Source organism: Leucobacter chromiireducens subsp. chromiireducens, assembly GCF_016758255.1.
GTDB lineage: Bacteria > Actinomycetota > Actinomycetes > Actinomycetales > Microbacteriaceae > Leucobacter > Leucobacter chromiireducens.
This window is the reverse complement of sequence record NZ_QYAD01000001.1, coordinates 410,284-428,518: the sequence shown is the minus strand read 5'-3', so window position 1 is coordinate 428,518 and position 18,235 is coordinate 410,284. Positions and strand designations below refer to the sequence as shown.

Here is an 18,235-nt window from a genome sequence, read left to right as displayed (position 1 = left end):
CGCCCTCCCGGATAGGATTATCGTGACACACTCGGGGCCGGATCGACGAGATTCCATTCGAGTCAGGTTTGCGCCGCGCATTGCGAGCGCGCCACCACTGGGGATGGAGGATACGCGTGCCAGAAAACGATCCTCAGCGCGCCCGCCGCAGGCAGTGGGGAGCTGAGCACCGCGCTGAGCCGCTCGCGATCGTTCCCTCGCGCCCGTCGCCCGCCGCGATCGTGTGGGCCCGGCTCGCGATCGTCATTACGGTGGTGTCCTGGTTCCTGTACATGCTCACCACCATCATCCGCATGGTGATCGAGGGCCCCAAAGAATCGTTCGTGTTCCACCTGCAGACCTGGGTGTACGGGCTTACGGTCACCGCCCTCACGTTCTCGGCAATCATGTATCTCACCGCCCGCTACGGTGCACTGGTCCGCTTCCGCGAGCACCGCCGCGTCGAACGCGCGCTCCTCGACGAACACTTCGCGCGCTCGGACGACCGCGTCACCGTGCTGATCCCGAGCTACGACGAGGAACCCGATGTCGTGCGCTACACCCTGTGGTCGGCCGCACTGCAGGAGTTCCCCGACATTCGCATCGTGCTGCTCATCGACGACAAGGCCGCGGGGCTGACGGGCGAGCCGCTCGCCCGGCTGGAGCGCACGCGCAGCTTGCTCGGTGAGATCTCGGCGGAGCTTGAGTCACCGCGTGCCGCAGCCCAGGCCGCGCTCGACGAGTTCCTTGCGGACGCGCCCACGGTTCCCGGCCCGCTCGATGCGAAGCGCGCGGCAGATGCCTACGCAGCGGCGGCGGGCTGGCTCGACCGCTTCGCGGGGACCGAACAGATCGACGAGCACATGGGCGAGTTCTTCGCGGAGTATGTGCTGCTCGGCCTGTCGAATGATCTCCGCCTCACCCGCCTCGCGCTCGACGCGGCCCACGACCAGGGGGCTGCGCCGGACTGGGAGCGGCTCCGCCAACTCCACCAACGCCTCGTGTGGATCTTCAGCGCGCAGCTCGGATCCTTCGAGCGCAAGCAGTACGCCTCGCTCTCGCAGGAGCCGAACAAGGCGATGAACCTGAACTCCTACATCTCGCTCATGGGCGGGAACTATCGCATCGTGCGCGACACGGGCGAGCAGATCCTTGAGGAGCTGGGGATCGATGAAGATCCCGCCACCGCCGACCTCGTGATCCCCGATTCACGCTATCTGTTAACACTTGACGCCGACTCGCAGCTGCTGCGCGAGTACTGTCTGCGGCTGGTCTACCTGCTCGAACAGCCCGAGAACGAGCGGGTGGCCGTGACGCAGACGCCGTACTCCTCGTTCCGCGGCGCCAGCACACGCATCGAGCGCATTGCCGGCGCAACGACCGACCTCCAGCACATCCAGCACCAGGGGCTCACCTACTTCGGCGCGACGTTCTGGGTCGGCGCGAACGCCGTGATACGCACGGACGCGCTCGACGACATCGCGGTGACGCAGACCGTTGGCGGCTTCGAGATCACCACCTACGTGCAAGACCGCACGGTGATCGAGGACACCGAGTCGAGCATCGACCTGGGGCTCCATGGCTGGACCCTCGAGAACTACCCCGAGCGACTGAGCTACAGCGCGACGCCGCCCGACTTCGGCTCGCTCGTGGTGCAGCGTCGCCGCTGGGCGAACGGCGGCCTGCTCATCATGCCGAAGTTCTTCGAGATGATCCGGGCCCGCAAACACACCTCGGACCGGGTCCGGCTCACCGAGAAACTGCTGCGCAGCAACTACATGTCCTCGCTCGCGTGGGCGAGCTTCGGCCTACTGTTCTTGCTGTTCTTCCCGTTCGACTCGCGGCTGCTCAGCCCGCTCGTCATCGCGGCGGCGCTCCCCTACTTCATCTCGATGGGGCTGGACCTACGCGCGAGCGGACACCGCTTCGGCGACATCTTCCGCATCTACGGCTTCAACCTCATCCTGCTCCCCGTGAACCTCGCGGGCGTACTGAAGTCGATTCAGCAGGGCGCCACGGGGGCGAAGATTCCGTTCGCGCGCACGCCCAAGGTTGTCGGTCGAACGGCGGCGCCCGGCATCTACGTCACGCTCCCTTTCATCATCGTCGGGTTCTCCGTGCTCACTGCGGTGCGCGACTTCAACGTGGGGAACTGGGGCAACGCCGCGTTCGCCTCGTTCAACGCGATCATGGCGGTGTGGGCGATCGTGGCCTACATCGGCATCCGTGCCTCGATCGCTGACGCGACGCTCGGTCTCATCGGCTGGCTCTACGTGCCCATCAAGCCCAAGCGCGTGAAGCAGGAGTCTCTCGTCGACCCCAGCGCGACCATCAACTGGCAAGCGATCCTCTACCACGGCGATCGCCGTCTGCGCCGCGATCTCGCGCGCACGAGCGACCGCCGCAGGCGCCTGAGCGGAGTGCGCGCGGACGTGCAAGACGACACCGCGCCGGTCGAAGTGCAGCAGGTCAGTGGTCGCGCGCGGCGACGTGCTGCGCGGCATTCCAGCACCTCCCGCTAGGGGTCCACCCCGGAGATCGCACGCCGTCTTTTCTGCGGTCACTGTTCACTTTCTCGGCTCCGTGGTGCAGGGTGGGGATCACGGCCCCTCTGCGGAGCACCACTCCACGGCGGGGAGAAGATGCGGTGGGGTGCGGTCCAGCGTTCCCCTCCGCGACGAGAGAAGGGGAAGCAATAGTGCACACTGATATCCCGCAGCTCGCGGAGATTGAACAGCTCGCTCAGATCAACCGACCCAATCTTGTGACCATCGTGCTGCGCACGACGCCGGTCACCACGGAGGCGGAGGCGAACCGCATCACCTTCGGCACGCTCATCGGAGAGGCCGTCACGCGCCTCACCGAGCTGGGTGGCGATGCCGCTGAGCGGGATCGCACCGAGGCCGGGTTGCGTGCCCTGCATGAGGATCAACACCTGTGGCGCTACCTCTCGCACACGCTCGTGGTGTTCGCGAGCCCAGACCGCACGGTGAGCTACCGGCTGCCCAACGAGCTCGAAACCGAGTGGTTCGCCGGCGAGAACTTCCGGATCGTGCCGCTCCTGCGCACGCTCACCTTCCCGCACGAGGCGTGGGTGCTCGCGCTCAGCCAGAACGCGGTGCGCTTGATCGAAATCGGGCCCGCGGGCCCCGGCACCGAGGTTGACGTGCCCGAGCTGCCGAGCGACCTGCTCGACGCGTTCAATGTCGAGGACCCGGGGGTCGACTCGCACCGCCGCCGTCTGCACGGGCCCGAGGGGCACACCACGCGACTGCTCGGCTACGCCCGCGCGGTGGACCGCGCGATCGCTCCGCAGCTGCGCGGCACCCAGCGTCCGCTGATCCTCGCGGCAACGCAACCTCTCGACGGCATGTTCCGCTCGGTCACGTCGGCATCGCGCCTGCTGGCGTCATCCATCGATGGGAACCCGGATGAGCGCAGTGCTGCCGAACTCGATGAGGCGGCTCGCGCGCTCCTTGACGAGCACTACGCCGCAGAGCTCGTGGAGCTGCGCGACCGCTTCGAGACTCGTCGGGCGGCCGGCCGCGCGGTGACCGACCTCACGGATATCGCCCGCTCGGCGATCGCCGGGGCGATCAGCACCCTGTACGTGGATGTGGACGCGCGCCCCGAGGGCACGCTCGACGTTGCGACCGGCAGCGTCGCGGCCGAGTCCACACCCGGCCGCAGCCTCATCGATGAGATTACGGGGCAGGTGCTCCAGCACGGCGGCCGCGTGCTCGTGCTGCGCAGCGGCGACGTTCCTGGCGGGGGCGCGCACGGCGCCGAGACTCGCTTCGCGGTCTAGTCCGAGCGAGGCACAAAAAAAGGGGGCCCGCTCCGAAGAGCGGGCCCCCAGTTTCGCAAGTGCGAAGAGCTTAGACGAGCTTGACGCCCGCGCCAGCCTCCTCGAGCTTTGCCTTTGCCTCTTCGGCGGCATCCTTCTTCGCGCCCTCGAGCACGTTCTTGGGTGCCTCCTCGACGAGAGCCTTCGCCTCGCCCAGGCCCAGGCCGGTGAGCTCGCGCACAACCTTGATGACCTGGATCTTCTTGTCGCCAGCCGACTCGAGGACGACGTCGAACTCGTCCTTCTCCTCGACAGCCTCAGCAGCGCCGGCAGCCGGAGCAGCAGCGACAGCAACCGGAGCAGCAGCCGAAACGTCGAAGGTCTCTTCGAAGGCCTTCACGAACTCGGAGAGCTCGATGAGGGTGAGCTCCTTGAACTGCTCGAGCAGCTCTTCAGTCGAAAGCTTAGCCATGATGTATCTCCTTGATGTTTGCCTCAGGCGCTCGCGCGCCTCAGGCGGGGTTTGTGTACGTGAACCGGCGTGAGCCGATCCTTACGCGTCCTGCTTCTCCTGCAGCGCGCCGAAGCCGCGTGCGGCCTTGGCGGGCAGGGCAGCGAACAGCTGTGCTGCACCGACGAGCGAGGCCTGCATGGCGCCTGCGGCCTTGGCCAGCAGCACCTCACGGCTCTCGAGATCGGCGAGCTTGCCTACCTCAGCGGCGGTAAGCGGCTTGCCATCGAAGTAGCCAGCCTTTACCACCAAAAGAGGGTGTGCCTTGGCGAAGTCACGCAGAGCCTTGGCGACCGCGACGGTGTCACCGTGCACGAAGGCGAGTGCCGAAGGACCGGCGAGCTCGTCATCGAATGCGGTGATTCCGGCGTTGTTGGCCGCAATCTTGGTCAGCGTGTTCTTCGCCACAGCGTACGTCGCGTGCTCGCGGATGCTGTTGCGGAGTTCCCGCAGCTCAGCAACCGTGAGACCGCGGTACTCAGTCAGCAGAACGGCGCCCGACTCTTCAAACTTCTGCTGAAGATCGGCGACCGTAGCGTCCTTCGTAGCCATGGCGCTCCCTAGCTTGTTGTACCCGAGTGGCGGATGCCGCTCGAGGGCCGTGCCTGTCGGAGCGATCCTCATACGAAAAAAGCTCCGGCGCGCACGCACGGAGCTTCATGAACCCGGGGAAACCCACCGGTCAAGGAGTTCTGCACCTGCGCTGGTCTCTGCTCTCGCAGACGTTCCGGGGTTCTTGCGAACCCTACCGGCGGTCTTTGGCCGTCGATAACTCTAGCACGTTTCCCACGGAGTGGCTACGCTGCGAGACAGGCCGAGCCCGGATCCCGCGCGAGAGGCGAGCGAATGGACAAGATCAACCTCACGAAAACACTCGACAGCTACGCCGCACGGCGCGGCGTGTTTCGGGAGCTCGTGGTGCCGCCCCTGCGGTACCTCATGCTGGATGGGCGGGGCGACCCGAACACCTCCCCAGCATTCGGCGAGGCCCTCGAATCGCTCTACCCGCTCGCCTACAAGCTGAAGTTCGCCAGCAAGCGCGAGCTCGGGCGCGACTACGTGGTGCCGCCGCTCGAGGGCCTGTGGTGGGCGGAGGACATGGCCTCGTTTACCTCCGCGCGCGACAAGTCGCAGTGGAGCTGGACCGTGATGATGCTTGTGCCCGAGTGGATAGATCCGGAGCTCGTCGCCCGAACCAGGCAGGGCATCGCGGCCGGAAAGGAGCCGCCTGCGCGGCTCGGCGACGTTCGACTCGAGACGCTTGACGAGGGGCGCTGCGTACAGACGCTCCACGTTGGCAGCTTTGACGCGGAGGCCGAGACCCTCGCGCGCATGCACGACGAGGTCATTCCCGGCCTCGGCGCGCGTCTCACCGGCACGCACCACGAGATCTACCTCAGCGATCAGCGCCGCACCGCGCCCGAGCGCATGCGCACGATCTTGCGGCAGCCGATCGCCCCGGCTGAGGCGAGCATCGCCTGAACCGGGGCGTGGCGCTATGCCGGGACGAGCTGCTCGGCCGGCTCCTGGTGCCGGATGAACCGCAGGTGCCAGGCGCGCAGCAGCTCGATGAGCACAATGCCGGTGCCAACAATCGCCAACACCAGCAGGCCCAGATCGTTCGGCAGCCACGTGACCTGGAAGAAGTCTCGCGCGATCGGGATCAGCCAGACGAGCCCGAGCCCCGCGTACATGGCCAGCACGATCAGCACGCGGAACGGGTGCACGGGCCGCGCGAGCACCGCGAGCACCCAGAGCGCCACGCCGGCAAGGGTGAGGGTCGCAGCGGACTGCTGCTCGATAAGCGTGAAGCCGCCGAGGCGATCGGCACCGATGTGGAGCGCAACGAGCGCGAGCGTCACCACGAGGCCCGCGGGGATCGCGAATGCGAGCGACCGTTTCAGGAAGCCGGAGCGGTAGCGGGCCGCGTTCGGCATGAGCGCGAGGAAGAACGCGGGGATGCCAATGGTGAGGCCGTCGGTGATCGACAGCTGGCGCGGCAGGAACGGGAAGGCCCAGGCGAGCAGACCGAACACCACCGCGATGGCGAACGCGTAGCTCGTCTTCGTGAGGAACAGCATCGAGACGCGCTCGATGTTCGCGATCACGCGGCGCCCCTCAGCGACGACCCCCGGCATCCGGTCGAAGCGCCCGTCGAGCAGCACGAGCCGAGCGACCGCCTTCGTGGCCTGCGCTGCCGTGTCCATTGCGATACCAAGGTCTGCTTCCTTGATCGCGAGCGCGTCGTTGACGCCATCGCCGGTCATCGCGACCACGTGCCCCCGCCGCTGCAGGGCGTGCACCATCTGCAGCTTCTGGTGCGGGGTCACGCGCCCGAAAACCCGCTCGCGCTCGAGTACCTCGCCGAGCTCGTCAAGATCTTCCGGCAGGGTGCGCGCGTCGCGCCCCTCGGGGCAGTCGAGGCCCACCGTGCGCGCAACTGCCGCGACCGTGCGCGGGTCATCGCCCGAGATCACGCGGACGTCGACGCCCTGCTCGGCGAAGTAGCTCAGCGTCTGTGCGGCGTCATCGCGCACCTGCTCGCGGAACGTGAGGAGCGCAACGGGCTGCAGTCCAGCGGGGAGCTCGGGGTGCTCAGCCGGCGGTGACGCGATCGGGCTGTGCGCGAGCAGGAGGGTCCGCGAACCGGCCTCGGCAAGAGCGCCAGCCTGGGCGAGTGTCTCGGACACCTCGGCGGGGTCGGCGTCGGCAAGCACGAACTCGGGGGCGCCCAGCGCCCAGGTGCCGGGCGCGGGGCGGCCCTCCGCGGCTTCGGCCACGACGATCGCGCTCCACTTGCGCGCCGAGTTGAACGGGATCTGAAGCGCGCCCTCAGGCCCGAGCTCGTCGCCGAAGGGAGCCGCGAGGCAACGGGCCGTGCCGTTCGCGTCGTCCGCGGAGCCCAGATGGCCAAGGATGCCGCGCCAGCCAGCGACCTCCGTGAGCGGGATCGCTCGGTCGAACAGCATCTCACCGGTGGTCAGCGTGCCGGTCTTGTCGAGGCAGAGCGCGTCAACGCGGGCGAGGCCCTCCACGGCAGGAAGCTCCTGGATGAGCACCTGCCGCTGCGCGAGTGTCACCCCGCTCACGGCGAACGCAATGCTCGTGACGAGCACGAGGCCGAGCGGCACCATTGCGATGACCGCGGCGACCGCGCCAACGACGGCCTCGCGCCACGCGCCGTTCTCGAGCGCAACGGCCCAGCCGCCCTGCGACTGCATCTGGCCGTTCGCGACGATGAGGATCATGGGCGCAAGCGCCCAGGTGATCCACTTCAGAAGGCGATCGATGCTGCTGCGCAGCTCAGAGCGCACGAGCGAGAACTTCCGTGCCTCGGCAGTGAGCTTCGCGGCGTAGGAATCTCCGCCCACCCGCACGACCTCGGCAAGCCCGGTGCCGCCAACCACGCTCGATCCAGAGAGCACCTCATCGTCGGCGCGCTTGCGGATCGGGTCCGACTCACCCGTGAGCAGCGACTCGTCGACCTCGAGGCCGCCCGGCCCGCTGTGATCGGTCTCGACCACGCGCGCGTCGGCGGTCACCTGGTCGCCCGTGCGAAGCACGAGCACGTCACCGAGCACCACGCGATCGAGTGGAATCTCGACGGCAACGCCGTCGCGAAGCACGCGCGCGGTCGGGGCGTTCAGCACGGCCAACCGGTCGAGGGTGCGCTTCGCGTTGAACTCCTGCACCACACCGATCACGGTGTTGAAGAGGGCCGGGAGCCCGAACAGTGCGTCCTGCCAGCGGCCGAGCACGAGCAGGATGCCGAACCCCGCGAAGACGATGCCGTTGAACAGGGTGAACACATTCGCGGCAAGGATCTCCCAGAGGGATCGGCTCGAGCCATCGGGCGCAGCGTTTCCCTGCCCTGACTCAAACCTGCGTTCCGCTTCGGCAGCGCTCAGGCCCCGCATCCCGGTCAATTCCATGCGGAACAGCCTAGGAGACGGAACGCTTTTCTCCCTGGCATTCCCCAGGAATTCGGGGGCTCACCGGCCAAAATTCCGGGTATCCGGAAAACAACACGGGGAAAAACGGAGCCGCCCCGCGCGCGCCGAGTGGCGCGTGCGGGGCGGCTCCGAAGGAGTGCGAGCGGGTACGGCGCTTACGCCGCGCCCTCCGCGGCGGCCTTCAGCATGTAGCCGGCGCCACGCACGGTGTGCAGCATGGGGCTGCGGCCCGCGTCGACCTTCTTGCGCAGGTAGGAGATGTACAGCTCCACCACGGTCGACTTCCCGGAGAAGTCATACGCCCACACGCGATCCAGAATCTGCGCCTTCGAGAGCACACGGTTCGGGTTGCGCATGAGGTAGCGGAGCAGCTCAAACTCAGTGTTGGTGACCATGATCGGTTCACCACCGCGCTCCACCTCGTAGCTGTCCTCGTTGAGCGTCAAATCGCCCACGCGCAGCACGGGGTCGGGCTGCTGCGAGAGCGTGATCTGCGAGCGGCGCACCAGCCCGCGGAGACGCGCGATGAGCTCCTCGAGGCTGAACGGCTTTACGACGTAGTCGTCGCCGCCCGCAGTAAGGCCGTTGACGCGATCTTCGACCGAGTCGAGCGCGGTCAGGAAGAGCACGGGGAACATCTCGCCCTCGCCGCGCACGCGGGCGAGGAGCTGCATTCCATCAAAGTCGGGCAGCATGATGTCGAACACTGCGACGTCGGGGCGGAAGCTGCGGATCTTGTCGCTGGCCTCCTGTCCGGTCGCGGCCGTGTCCACTTCCCATCCCTCATAGCGGAGGGCCATCGCGATCAGCTGCGTGATCGATGCTTCGTCGTCGACGACAAGCGCCCGGATCTTTCCCCCGTCGGCGCGCGTCAGATTCTGTGAATCCATAGCTGTTGTCAGTTCCTCTCGGCTTTGCGCGGGTAGGGGTCACGAGCGCTCTGCGCTCGGGCTTCGTCCATATCCCGATGAATCGGTTCTCGCGACCGCTCGACGGAAATTCAGGCGAAAACTCGGTTTGAGCCTACTGCCACTGCCTGATTCCGGTCATAGAAATCGCTGAGTACACCCTGTGTGCGGGGCTGGCGTACAGTCGGTCTCGGGGCCGGGTATCGGATGACGTCCCCCACCATGGCGACGTCCGTACCACGACGAAGTCCGTGGGAGACTGGACGGGTGTCCGATTCTACACCGCATTACCTCACACGTATGGTCACCGACGGCACCAACCGGGCCGCATGGCTGCAGGCGCGGTCGCGCGGCATCACCGCGACCGATGTTGCGAAGCTCTCGACCCCGCGCTCAATCGAGACCGCCGCGAACGAGAAACTGCACGGGAGCAGGTTCAGCGGCAACGTGTACACGGACCATGGGAAGGCCCGTGAGCCCGAAATTGCCAGCTGGGTGCTTCGCGAGTACGGGATCGCCCCCAGCCAGGCGCTCTACCACGCCGCGGCAGACCTGCGGCACCTCGCGACCCCCGACGGCCTCGTGCTGCGCGACACCGGGTCGATCGAGCTCGCCGAGATTAAGACAACGAACAAGGAGTGGCGCACGATTCCACGCCACTACCTTCGACAGGTGTGGTGGCAGCAGTACGTGCTCGGTGCAGAACGCACACTCATGGTGTGGGAACGGCACGAAAACTTCGTGCCTGTGGGCGACCCCGAGTGTCGCTGGATCGACCGCGACGAGAACGAGATCGCGCGGCTTGTGTCGCTCGCAGGGGATCTGATCAACACCCTGATCGCTCGCACGAGCTAGTCGGGCGTTCGCCCCACGGCGCCTGCGCTACTGACCGGGGCCGAAGCCGCCCGCGCCAAACGGCTGCGACGGCTGGCCGGGGGCGGGCGTGCCCGCACCGAAGAGCTGCGGCGCCCCGCCGAGTGTCTGCTGGATGCGGCTCTCGTGCGCGAAGCTGCGCTCCATGAGTTCCTGCAGCGCCTCCGCGGTCACCGCGAAGCCGGGCACGTCGTCAAGCACGAGTTTCTCGGCGCCGTGCAGCAGCTCGATACTGCCAGTGCCCCAGAGCCGCTGCCCAATGCTGCGGCGCTGACGTACCTCGCGCACCCGCCCGAGTGCCAGCTCCGCCCGCTGGCGCACGAACAGCCCGCGGCGCACGATCACCCGGCGCGTCGTCACCGTCGTGCGGCCTGCGAGCCACGACAGCATCGGCAGCACGCCGAGCAGCAGCGCCAGCAGGCCCGCCACGAGCGCGGAACCCAGATTGACCCAGGCGGCAGAAAAACGTCCCACCCAGAACCCCGCGACCCCGGCGATCGCGATGAGTGCGATCGCCGGGAGGAGCAGCCTGCGCCCGTGGCGCCGGAAACGCAGCACCACGACCTCGGGCTGCGCGTAGCTCGCGGGGGCCGGTCCGAGCACGGAATCGACCTCTGCGGTCATAGAGCGCGCGGAACGGGAAGCCATACTCCTATTCTGCCTGCTCAGCCTGCGCCGACGCCGCACTCGGCTCGCCGGCTGCGTGGGCGGGGGCCTCGGCAGCGCCCAGCGCAGCAGACTGCGGGGCTGCCTGCGCAGTCTGATCCCGATCTGCGGTGTGCTCCGCAGCCTCTCCTGCGGTTCCCGACTGCGGTGCCGCCAGGAGCTGCGGCTCCCCCGCGGCGCTCGCGGCACGGCCCGCCGCGGCGCCCGCAGCGTTCCCCGTCACGGCCCCGTTCAGCATGCCAACGAGATCGATTCCCACAGTCTCGCGCGCCATCTCGAGAAGGCCCTTGATGTTGGCCATCGCCTCGCCAGCCACCTTCGACGTGCCGTCTGCCGACACGACCGTCATATTGTCAATCGCCCCGATCGCCTGCGCGTACTCATTCGCGATCTGCGGCAGGAGGTGGATGAGCTCCTGCGCCAGCACCGCCTGCGACTGCGTCTCGAGTGCGCGGGCACGAGCGTCGATCGCAGCGGCCTCAGCCGTTCCCTTGGCCTGGATGGCCTCGGCCTCGGCGCGACCCTCAGCCGCAACGGCCTCGGAGGCAGCGATTCGCGCGGCGCGGCTCGCGAGACCCTCGCGCTCGACGGCCTGCGCTCGGCCCTCGGCGGCGGACACCGACGCCGTGGCTTCTGCCTTCGCGAGCGCCTCGACGCGGTATGCCTCGGCCTCGGCCACCGCACGAACGTCGGCGTTCAGCTTCTCAGTGCGCAGCGCAACTTCCTTCTGTGCGGTGATCTGCTGCTGCTCGACGATGGCCTGCTGCTGGATCGCCTGCTCGAGCGGATCGGCGGCCTGCGCCTGCGCATTCGCCTTGTCCGTCTCTGCCTGGATCTCGGCCTGGCGGAGCTTCAGCTCACGGTTGCGGTCGAGCAGCACCTTCTCCGCGGAGATCTTCGCTTCTTCGGAGGCCTGGTAGGCGTTCGTCTCGGCGATATCTGCCGCCTGGCGCACCTTCGCGGCCTCGGGACGACCGATGTTCGTGATGTAGTCGGCACCGTCGCGGATCTCCTGGATCTGCAGCGTGTCGACGACGAGGCCCTGCTTGGTCAGCGCCTCTTCGGCAGCCTCAAGCACGCTCTGCGCGACGACCGCGCGGTCGCGAATGATCTGCAGCACGGTGAGCCCACCGATAATCGAGCGGAGCGAACCCGAGAGCACCTCCTGCGTCGACTCGTCGATCTCGTCCGAGTTCGAGAGGAATCGCTGGGCTGCGGCGCGGATCATCTCCTGCGAGCCGCCCACCTTCACCACGGCGACGGCCTGCGCCTGCATCGTGATGCCGTCAGTGGTCTGCGCCTCCGTGGTGATCGAGAGTCGGCGCGAGCGCAGCGAGATCGTGAACGACTTCTGCACGAAGGGGAGCACGAACACGCCGCCACCGGTGACGACCTTCTGGCCCGACATATCGCGCACGGTGCCACCATCGGCGGTCTTCACCTCCTTGCCCTTGCCACCGGTCACGATGATCGCCTCATCGGGCTTTGCGATGCGGTAGCGCTTGATGATGACGAGGGCGATGAGCACGAGCGCGATAACGGCGCCGAACACTCCGACAATTGCGGGGGTCATTAAGAACATGTCCTCTCCCGGATCGGGTTACTGGGTGGGTGGGGTGGGCGCGGGTGCGGGCTCCACCCGCACCGACGTCGCCGTGATGGTTTGTGCGATGCGCACCTGCGCGCCGCGTGGGATCGCGGTGTCTGCGGTTGCCGAGAGCGACACGCGCTCGCCGTGGCGCACGAGCGCCACTTCACCGAGGCCGCCCGCGGGGATGGCGAGCACGACGCTCGCCGCGCTGCCGACGAGCTCATCGCCCGACACCGCGGTGGAGGATTCCGCGCTGCGGATCAAGCGGCTGAGCCACCATGCCGCAGCGCCGCCGATCACACCGGCGACCGCACCGAGCGTGCCCGCGAGCGGGGTGGCCACCCCGGCGCCGACGAGCGCGAACGCGGTGAAGCCGAAGATCGCGGTGAACGCGGCGATCGTGGTGAGGCTGAGCGGGCCGTCGCCGAAGTCAAACGCGTCGAAAATGCCGTCGAGCACGAGCGAGATGAGCAGCAGGACGCCGCCCACAATGCCAATGATGAGGAAGACGCCGCCGGCGATGAGGGAGCCGTCCACGAGTCGATCCAGCCAGCCCATGATGCCGTCCATTCGGCACCTCCTCTCAACGCCCGGTACTTGGAGCGTAGCAAGCGCGGGGCTGCGACCGGGAAGAAATCAAATCGGGATCGTGCGGAATCGTGCAACGTCGCGGCGTCATTCCGCGCGCGCAGTGCGGGGGCGGAGCGCTCAGGGGAGGCGCGGCACGGCGGCGAGCAGCTCGCGCCCGTAGCTCGAGCGCGGGGCGGTGAAGAACTCACGCCCGCCCTGTTCGACGATCTCGCCCGCCCGCATGACCAGCACCCGATCGCAGAACGCGTGCACGACGGCGAGGTCGTGGGAGACGAGCAGCACGGTGAGCCCGAGCTCGCGCTGCAGCTCCCGCAGCAGATCGAGTACCTGCGCTTGCACGGCAACGTCGAGCGCGCTCGTGGGTTCGTCGGCAACGAGCACGCTGGGTTCCAGGGCGAGCGCGCGGGCGAGGGCGACGCGCTGGCGTTGCCCTCCCGAGAGCTGGTGCGGGAACGCGGCGGCGAGCGCGGGATCGAGGCGCACGCTGGCGAGCAGCTCCGCGATCCGGCCCGGCACTCCCGCACGGGGCACGGCGCGGTGCACCCGGAGGAGCTCGCCGAGCGTCTGGCCCACGGTGAGCCGCGGGTTCAGGGATGATGCAGGGTCCTGCGGCATGAGCTGGATCGCTCGGAGCTGCGCCGGGGTACGGTGCCCGGGCAGCGGCGCGTCCCGCCAACGGACCTCGCCGGAGGCCGGAGCGAGCTGTCCGGCGATGGCGCGTGCGAGGCTCGTTTTTCCAGACCCCGACTCGCCGACGATGCCGAGCGCCTCTCCCCGCTGCACCGTGAGCGAGGCTCCAGGGACGACGAGGGTGCGCCCGTAGCGCAGGGCGACTCCCCGCAGTTCGAGTTCGGGAGCACTGGCTGGTGCGGGCTGCGACGCGGAACCTGCTGCTGCCTCTACCGGTCCCCCGGACACAGTGGCAGCGCCAATGGTGGCGCCGACGGTGGCGCCGGCTCCGCCGTTCACCGCGGGCAGCCGCGGCACAGCGGCGAGCAGCTCGCGCGTGTAGGGGCTCGTCGGGGCGGCGATCACGTCGGCCGTACGGCCCGATTCGACGATCTCCCCGCCGCGCATGACGAGCAGCTTGTCGCACAGCTCGGCCACCACTGCCACGTCATGACTCACGAAGATGAGCGTCATGCCGCGCGCCCGGCGCAGCTCGGCAAGCAGTTCGAGCACGCCGCGCTGCACGGTCACGTCGAGGGCGGTGGTGGGTTCGTCGCACAGTAGCACCGCGGGGTCGCCCGCAAGTGCGAGCGCGATGACCACCCGCTGCCGCTGCCCGCCCGACAGTTCATGGGGGTAGGCGTGGGCGATGCGCTCGGGGTCGGGGAGCCGCACGTCGCGCAGCAGCTCGGCCACGCGCGCGTCCGCCGCGGCACGGCCGCGCGTCTCGGCACTCGCCGCCTGCACCGCGGCACGCAGCTGTGCGCCGACGCGCGTGAGCGGGTCAAGCGCGGTGAGCGGATCTTGGAACACCATGCCGACCGGACCGCCGACGGAGATCTCGCCACCCGCCACGCGCACGCCGGCGGGGAGGAGCCCAAGCACGGCGCGGAGCGTGAGGCTTTTCCCCGAACCAGACTCGCCCACGATGCCGAGCGCGCTGCCCGGCGCGGCCGCAAAGTCGACGCCGCGCACGAGCTCGGCCGTGGCCGTAGTGCCGCGCGTGCCGCGCGTGCCGCGCGTGCCGCGCGCAGCGATCCGTAGCCCCGAAACCCGCACCGCCCCCGGGGCGGCTGCGGTGTCAGCGACGTCAGCAGCGTTGGCGACGTCAGCGACGTGGTGCGTGCCAGGCGCACGCGAGAGCCGCCGCTTCCGCGTGCGTGCGGGCCAGCGCGAACCCACGCGCAGCACGTCGCCGAGCCCATCGCCGAGCAGCGAGAACGCGATCCCCGTGAGCACAACCGCGAGGCCGGGGAAGGTGGGCAGCCACCAGTGCGTGGTGACGAACTGCTGCGAGTCGGCGATCATCGTGCCCCAGTCGGGGGTGGGCGGCTGGATCCCGAGCCCGAGGTAGCCGAGCGTCACGATCGCCACCATGATGAGCACGATCTCTGTTGCCAGCAGCACGATGGCCTGCGGCAACACGTTGGGGAGCACATGCCGCAGCAGGATGCGCGCGTGCGAGAGCCCGCCGCCCCGCGCAGCCTGCACCCACCCGGAGTCGCGCAGCGCAGCGGTCATCGCGCGGAGCACCCGCGCGTAGCCCACCCATCCGACGAGCGCGAAGGCCAGCACAATGCCCCCCTCGCCCGCGCCCACCGCGAACACGATCGCGATCACGATGACGTAGAACGGGAACGCGATCACGGTGTCGGTGACGCGGGAGGCGACCCAGTCGGTCGCGCCGCCGAAGTAGCCGGAGATGAGCCCCACCGCGATGCCGATGCCGAACGGCGCGAGGGCCGCCGTGACCGCGAGCCTGAGGTCGGTCTGCGCGGCGAAGAGCATGCGCGAAAGCACATCGCGCCCCAGCTGATCGGTGCCGAACCAGTGTTCGGCAGAGGGCGGCTGCAGCCCACCGGTGAGATTCTGCGCGGCCGGGTCGGCGGGGGCGATCACGGGGGCAAGCAGGGCGAGCGCCACAAGCGCGAGCGTGAGGATCGCGCCGGCAACGAAGGCGGGGGACGACGCCGCGCGGCGCCACGCGTTCATCGCGCCGCTCCGCTCGGCCCGTCGGCGGCCACGAGCGCGCTCGTCTCAGGGACGCTGCGCAGCCGTGGATCGAGCACGGCGGAGAGCACGCCCGCGAGCGTGGTGACGAGCACAACGAGCACCGCACAGTAGAGCGCGATGCCCTGCACGACGGGGAAGTCGCGGCTGCCAATCGACTGGAAGAGCAGGGTGCCGAGCCCATTGATTCCAAACACCTTTTCGACAACGAGCGTGCCGCCGATGAGGTACGCCGTGTTGACGCTCAGCAGTGTGAGCGTGGGAAGCGCCGCGGAGCGGAGCACGTGGCGGAAGAGGATGCGTCGCTCAGGGATGCGCGCGGCGCGGAGCGTCGTCACAAAGTCTGCGGCGAGCACGTCGATGAGCTGGGCGCGCAGTGAGCGGATGAGCGGGGGCGCCATGCCGAGCGCCACCGCAAGCGCGGGCAGGAACAGGCTCTTCAGCGGTTCACCGGGACCGGTGCCGACGCCGCCGACGGGGAACCAGCGCAGCTGCACGCCAAACACGATGATGAGCAGCAGACCTACCCAGAAGAGCGGCATGCCCATGCCCACCGCGGGCAGAATGCGCACTGCGTGATCGATCCAGCTGTCCTGCCGCAGCGCTGCGGCGACCGCGAGCGGCACTGCGATGATCACGGCAAGCAGCACGGCGAACAGCACGATGCCAAGGCTCACCGGGGCTTTCGCGAGAATGAGTTCGCGTGTGGATGCACCGGTGACGAGCGAGTTGCCGGTGTCGAAGCGGGTCAGTAGTCCCCCGACAAAATCGGTGAACTGCTGCCAGAGCGGGAGGTCCAGGCCGAGCTCTGCGCGGAGGGCCGCGATCGATTCCGGCGTGGCGCGCTCGCCGAGAATCATTGCGGCCGGATCCCCGGGCACCATGCGCAGGAGGAAGAAGACCGCGACGACGACTCCGAACATCACGGGCACGATGCGCGCGAGCACGCGGAGAAGCTCGCGCCCGATCCCGCGCAGCAGCTCCCGCGCCCCTGTGTTGCTCGTCACCACGTCATCACTGTAGTGCGCGCGGGGCCCTCGCCCCGCGCGCACGCGTCAGTTTGTCTGCTCGGCTACTTGCCGCCGCCCGTGAGCCAGGCGTCTTGGAAGCGCACGCTGCCGTTCGGCAGCACCGTAAAGCCCTGCACCTCGCTCGTTGTGGCCTTCAAGTTTGCAGGGAAGAAGAGCGGGATGTAGGGCACATCGTCCGCGAGGATCTGCTGAATCTCCGCGTAGATCTTGGTGCGTTCGGGGCCCTCCGCGGTCGTGCGGCCCTCATGCATCAGCTGTGTCACCTGGTCGTTCGTGTAGTGGGTCCAGTACGACTTGCTGAAACCCTCGGGGTCCGCCTGGAATGTGATGAAGCCGTTCGGGTCGGGCGCATCAGACTGCCCGCTGTTCAGCATCATGTCGAAGTCGTATGCGAAGAAACGCTCGCGGAACACGGCGATGTCGAGCTGCTCGATCTTCACGGTGATACCGATCTTCGCGAGCGACTCCTGCACAATCTGCGCGATCTGCGCGCGCTGCGCGTTGCCACTCGCAATCAGCAGGGTGGTGGAGAATCCATCGGGGTACGCCGACTTTGCGAGCTCAGCCTTGGCTGCCTCCACGTCGAACGCGAGGGGCGTCACGGTGTCATTCGCGGAGTCCGTGATGGTGGGCGGCAAGAGCGCGTTTGCGACCTCAGCCGTGTCGAACGTGGTGGCGGCGGTGATGCCCTCGCGATCGAGCGCGTGTGCGATGGCCCGGCGCACATGCTGATCGCCGAGTTCCGCGCGCTGCGTGTTGAAGAAGACCTGCTCAGTCGACCACCCGGAGGTGTTGGAGAGCACGGTGTCGGCCGCCGAATCCACCTCGGCCGCGTTCGCAGCGGGAACCGTGTCGATCGCGTCGATCTGCCCGGCCGCGAGCTGCTGGCGCAGCTGCGCGTCATCCGCGATCACGCGGTACTCGAGCCCAGCGAGGTAGGGCTTGCCCTCCTGCCAGTAGTGCTCGTTCTTCACGAAGCTCAGGTCGCCGTTCGGGTCGAACTTCTCGACCGCGAACGGCCCGGTGCCGATGGGCTTCTGGAAGAACTCTTCCTCGCTCACCCCGCCGAAGTCCTTCGGGAAGATGCCGTTCGAGAATCCGGCGAGTTCGGAGAGGAACGGTGTGTACGGAGTCTTCAGCGTGATCGTCACGTCGCGCTCCCCCGTCTCCGCGATGCTGTCGATGGGTGCCGTGAGCGGCAGCGGCCCCTCGACCTCGAGGTGGCGGTTCAGCGAGAACACCACGTCAGCTGGGGTGACGGGGGTACCGTCAGAGAAGGTGAGTCCCTCGCGCAGCGTGAACACGTACTCGGTGCCCGCATCGTTCGCGGTGTACTCCGCAAGCCATGGCACAATGGCGCCCTGCTCATCGAAGCTCACGAGCGGCTCGAAGATCTTATCGATCGCGAACGCGTTGTTCGCGGTGATCTGCTGGTTGAGATCGAGGTTGTCCGCAGAAGCGACGCGACCGAAGGTGAGCGTGCCCCCGGAAACAGGGTCGCCTCCTGCCGCGGCATCGCCCGGGGCAGCGCCCGCGGCGCACGAGGAGAGCACGAGTGCTGCGGCGAGGGCTGCGCCCGCGAGTGCCAGGCGTCGGCGCCTGGGAAGCTGTGCGGTCATGTGGGTGGTCCTTTCGAGCGGGAAGATCATGGGACCGGGCGACGGGC

At 68.2% G+C, this 18,235-nt stretch carries 14 protein-coding genes; 4 read left to right on the top strand and 10 right to left on the bottom strand.

The window, feature by feature from the left end:
• Window positions 1–386 precede the first annotated feature (386 nt).
• Both D3226_RS02005 and D3226_RS14565 read left to right on the top strand, forming a co-directional pair.
• A complete protein-coding gene (locus tag D3226_RS02005) occupies window positions 387–2,501 on the top strand; it encodes a glycosyltransferase family 2 protein (RefSeq protein ID WP_237462341.1) in 2,115 nt (704 codons plus the stop codon).
• A gap of 176 nt (window positions 2,502–2,677) precedes the next feature.
• On the top strand, window positions 2,678–3,787 hold the full coding sequence (locus tag D3226_RS14565) for a baeRF11 domain-containing protein (protein WP_202380744.1): 1,110 nt from the start codon (window positions 2,678–2,680) through the stop codon (window positions 3,785–3,787).
• A gap of 70 nt (window positions 3,788–3,857) precedes the next feature.
• Here D3226_RS14565 and rplL read toward each other — a convergent pair whose 3' ends face one another.
• Together rplL and rplJ are read right to left on the bottom strand one after the other, a co-directional pair.
• A complete protein-coding gene (rplL, locus tag D3226_RS01995; protein ID WP_025133155.1) occupies window positions 3,858–4,238 on the bottom strand; it encodes a 50S ribosomal protein L7/L12 in 381 nt (126 codons plus the stop codon).
• Between the two features lie 81 nt (window positions 4,239–4,319).
• Window positions 4,320–4,829, bottom strand: coding sequence for a 50S ribosomal protein L10 (gene rplJ / locus D3226_RS01990; RefSeq protein WP_025133154.1), 510 nt, complete (start codon window positions 4,827–4,829; stop codon window positions 4,320–4,322).
• A gap of 294 nt (window positions 4,830–5,123) precedes the next feature.
• Between rplJ and D3226_RS01985 the strand changes: the two genes are divergently transcribed.
• On the top strand, window positions 5,124–5,759 hold the full coding sequence (locus D3226_RS01985) for a GyrI-like domain-containing protein (protein WP_202380743.1): 636 nt from the start codon (window positions 5,124–5,126) through the stop codon (window positions 5,757–5,759).
• Window positions 5,760–5,773: 14 nt separating this feature from the next.
• Here the strand turns inward: D3226_RS01985 and D3226_RS01980 are convergent, their stop codons facing one another.
• Both D3226_RS01980 and D3226_RS01975 read right to left on the bottom strand, forming a co-directional pair.
• Window positions 5,774–8,209, bottom strand: a complete 2,436-nt coding sequence (locus D3226_RS01980; protein WP_202380742.1) for an HAD-IC family P-type ATPase — start codon at window positions 8,207–8,209, stop codon at window positions 5,774–5,776.
• Window positions 8,210–8,385: 176 nt separating this feature from the next.
• Window positions 8,386–9,120 carry a response regulator transcription factor gene (locus D3226_RS01975; RefSeq protein WP_202380741.1) on the bottom strand — a complete coding sequence of 245 codons (735 nt, stop codon included), beginning with the start codon at window positions 9,118–9,120 and terminating at the stop codon, window positions 8,386–8,388.
• Window positions 9,121–9,438: 318 nt separating this feature from the next.
• Between D3226_RS01975 and D3226_RS01970 the strand changes: the two genes are divergently transcribed.
• On the top strand, window positions 9,439–9,993 hold the full coding sequence (locus D3226_RS01970; protein ID WP_237462339.1) for a YqaJ viral recombinase family protein: 555 nt from the start codon (window positions 9,439–9,441) through the stop codon (window positions 9,991–9,993).
• Window positions 9,994–10,020: 27 nt separating this feature from the next.
• Here the strand turns inward: D3226_RS01970 and D3226_RS01965 are convergent, their stop codons facing one another.
• The 6 genes from D3226_RS01965 to D3226_RS01940 form a co-directional block, all read right to left on the bottom strand.
• Window positions 10,021–10,659 (bottom strand): PH domain-containing protein, encoded by a 639-nt coding sequence (locus D3226_RS01965; RefSeq protein ID WP_237462183.1) that lies wholly within the window; start codon window positions 10,657–10,659, stop codon window positions 10,021–10,023.
• Window positions 10,660–10,663: 4 nt separating this feature from the next.
• Window positions 10,664–12,250 carry a flotillin family protein gene (locus D3226_RS01960; protein WP_237462182.1) on the bottom strand — a complete coding sequence of 529 codons (1,587 nt, stop codon included), beginning with the start codon at window positions 12,248–12,250 and terminating at the stop codon, window positions 10,664–10,666.
• 27 nt (window positions 12,251–12,277) lie between these two features.
• A complete protein-coding gene (locus D3226_RS01955) occupies window positions 12,278–12,838 on the bottom strand; it encodes a hypothetical protein (RefSeq protein ID WP_202380738.1) in 561 nt (186 codons plus the stop codon).
• A gap of 138 nt (window positions 12,839–12,976) precedes the next feature.
• Window positions 12,977–15,520 (bottom strand): ABC transporter ATP-binding protein/permease, encoded by a 2,544-nt coding sequence (locus tag D3226_RS01950; RefSeq protein WP_202380737.1) that lies wholly within the window; start codon window positions 15,518–15,520, stop codon window positions 12,977–12,979.
• The gene (locus tag D3226_RS01945; protein ID WP_337248869.1) at window positions 15,517–16,545 is read right to left on the bottom strand and encodes an ABC transporter permease; all 1,029 of its coding nucleotides are present in this window, start codon (window positions 16,543–16,545) and stop codon (window positions 15,517–15,519) included. The genes D3226_RS01950 and D3226_RS01945 overlap by 4 nt, the downstream gene beginning before the upstream one ends.
• A 65-nt stretch (window positions 16,546–16,610) precedes the next feature.
• Window positions 16,611–18,188 (bottom strand): ABC transporter substrate-binding protein, encoded by a 1,578-nt coding sequence (locus D3226_RS01940; RefSeq protein WP_202380736.1) that lies wholly within the window; start codon window positions 18,186–18,188, stop codon window positions 16,611–16,613.
• Window positions 18,189–18,235: the final 47 nt, after the last annotated feature.

Excerpts from the sequence above, each read along its gene's own strand:
- D3226_RS01960 (WP_237462182.1), bottom strand. The coding sequence starts at position 12,250 with ATGACCCCCGCAATTGTCGGAGTGTTCGGCGCCGTTATCGCGCTCGTG.
- D3226_RS01955 (WP_202380738.1), bottom strand. The coding sequence starts at position 12,838 with ATGGACGGCATCATGGGCTGGCTGGATCGACTCGTGGACGGCTCCCTC.
- D3226_RS01975 (WP_202380741.1), bottom strand. The coding sequence starts at position 9,120 with ATGGATTCACAGAATCTGACGCGCGCCGACGGGGGAAAGATCCGGGCG.
- rplJ (WP_025133154.1), bottom strand. The coding sequence starts at position 4,829 with ATGGCTACGAAGGACGCTACGGTCGCCGATCTTCAGCAGAAGTTTGAA.
- rplL (WP_025133155.1), bottom strand. The coding sequence starts at position 4,238 with ATGGCTAAGCTTTCGACTGAAGAGCTGCTCGAGCAGTTCAAGGAGCTC.
- D3226_RS01970 (WP_237462339.1), top strand. The coding sequence starts at position 9,439 with ATGGTCACCGACGGCACCAACCGGGCCGCATGGCTGCAGGCGCGGTCG.
- D3226_RS01965 (WP_237462183.1), bottom strand. The coding sequence starts at position 10,659 with ATGGCTTCCCGTTCCGCGCGCTCTATGACCGCAGAGGTCGATTCCGTG.
- D3226_RS01950 (WP_202380737.1), bottom strand. The coding sequence starts at position 15,520 with ATGAACGCGTGGCGCCGCGCGGCGTCGTCCCCCGCCTTCGTTGCCGGC.
- D3226_RS01980 (WP_202380742.1), bottom strand. The coding sequence starts at position 8,209 with ATGGAATTGACCGGGATGCGGGGCCTGAGCGCTGCCGAAGCGGAACGC.
- D3226_RS01985 (WP_202380743.1), top strand. The coding sequence starts at position 5,124 with ATGGACAAGATCAACCTCACGAAAACACTCGACAGCTACGCCGCACGG.
- D3226_RS02005 (WP_237462341.1), top strand. The coding sequence starts at position 387 with ATGTATCTCACCGCCCGCTACGGTGCACTGGTCCGCTTCCGCGAGCAC.
- D3226_RS01940 (WP_202380736.1), bottom strand. The coding sequence starts at position 18,188 with ATGACCGCACAGCTTCCCAGGCGCCGACGCCTGGCACTCGCGGGCGCA.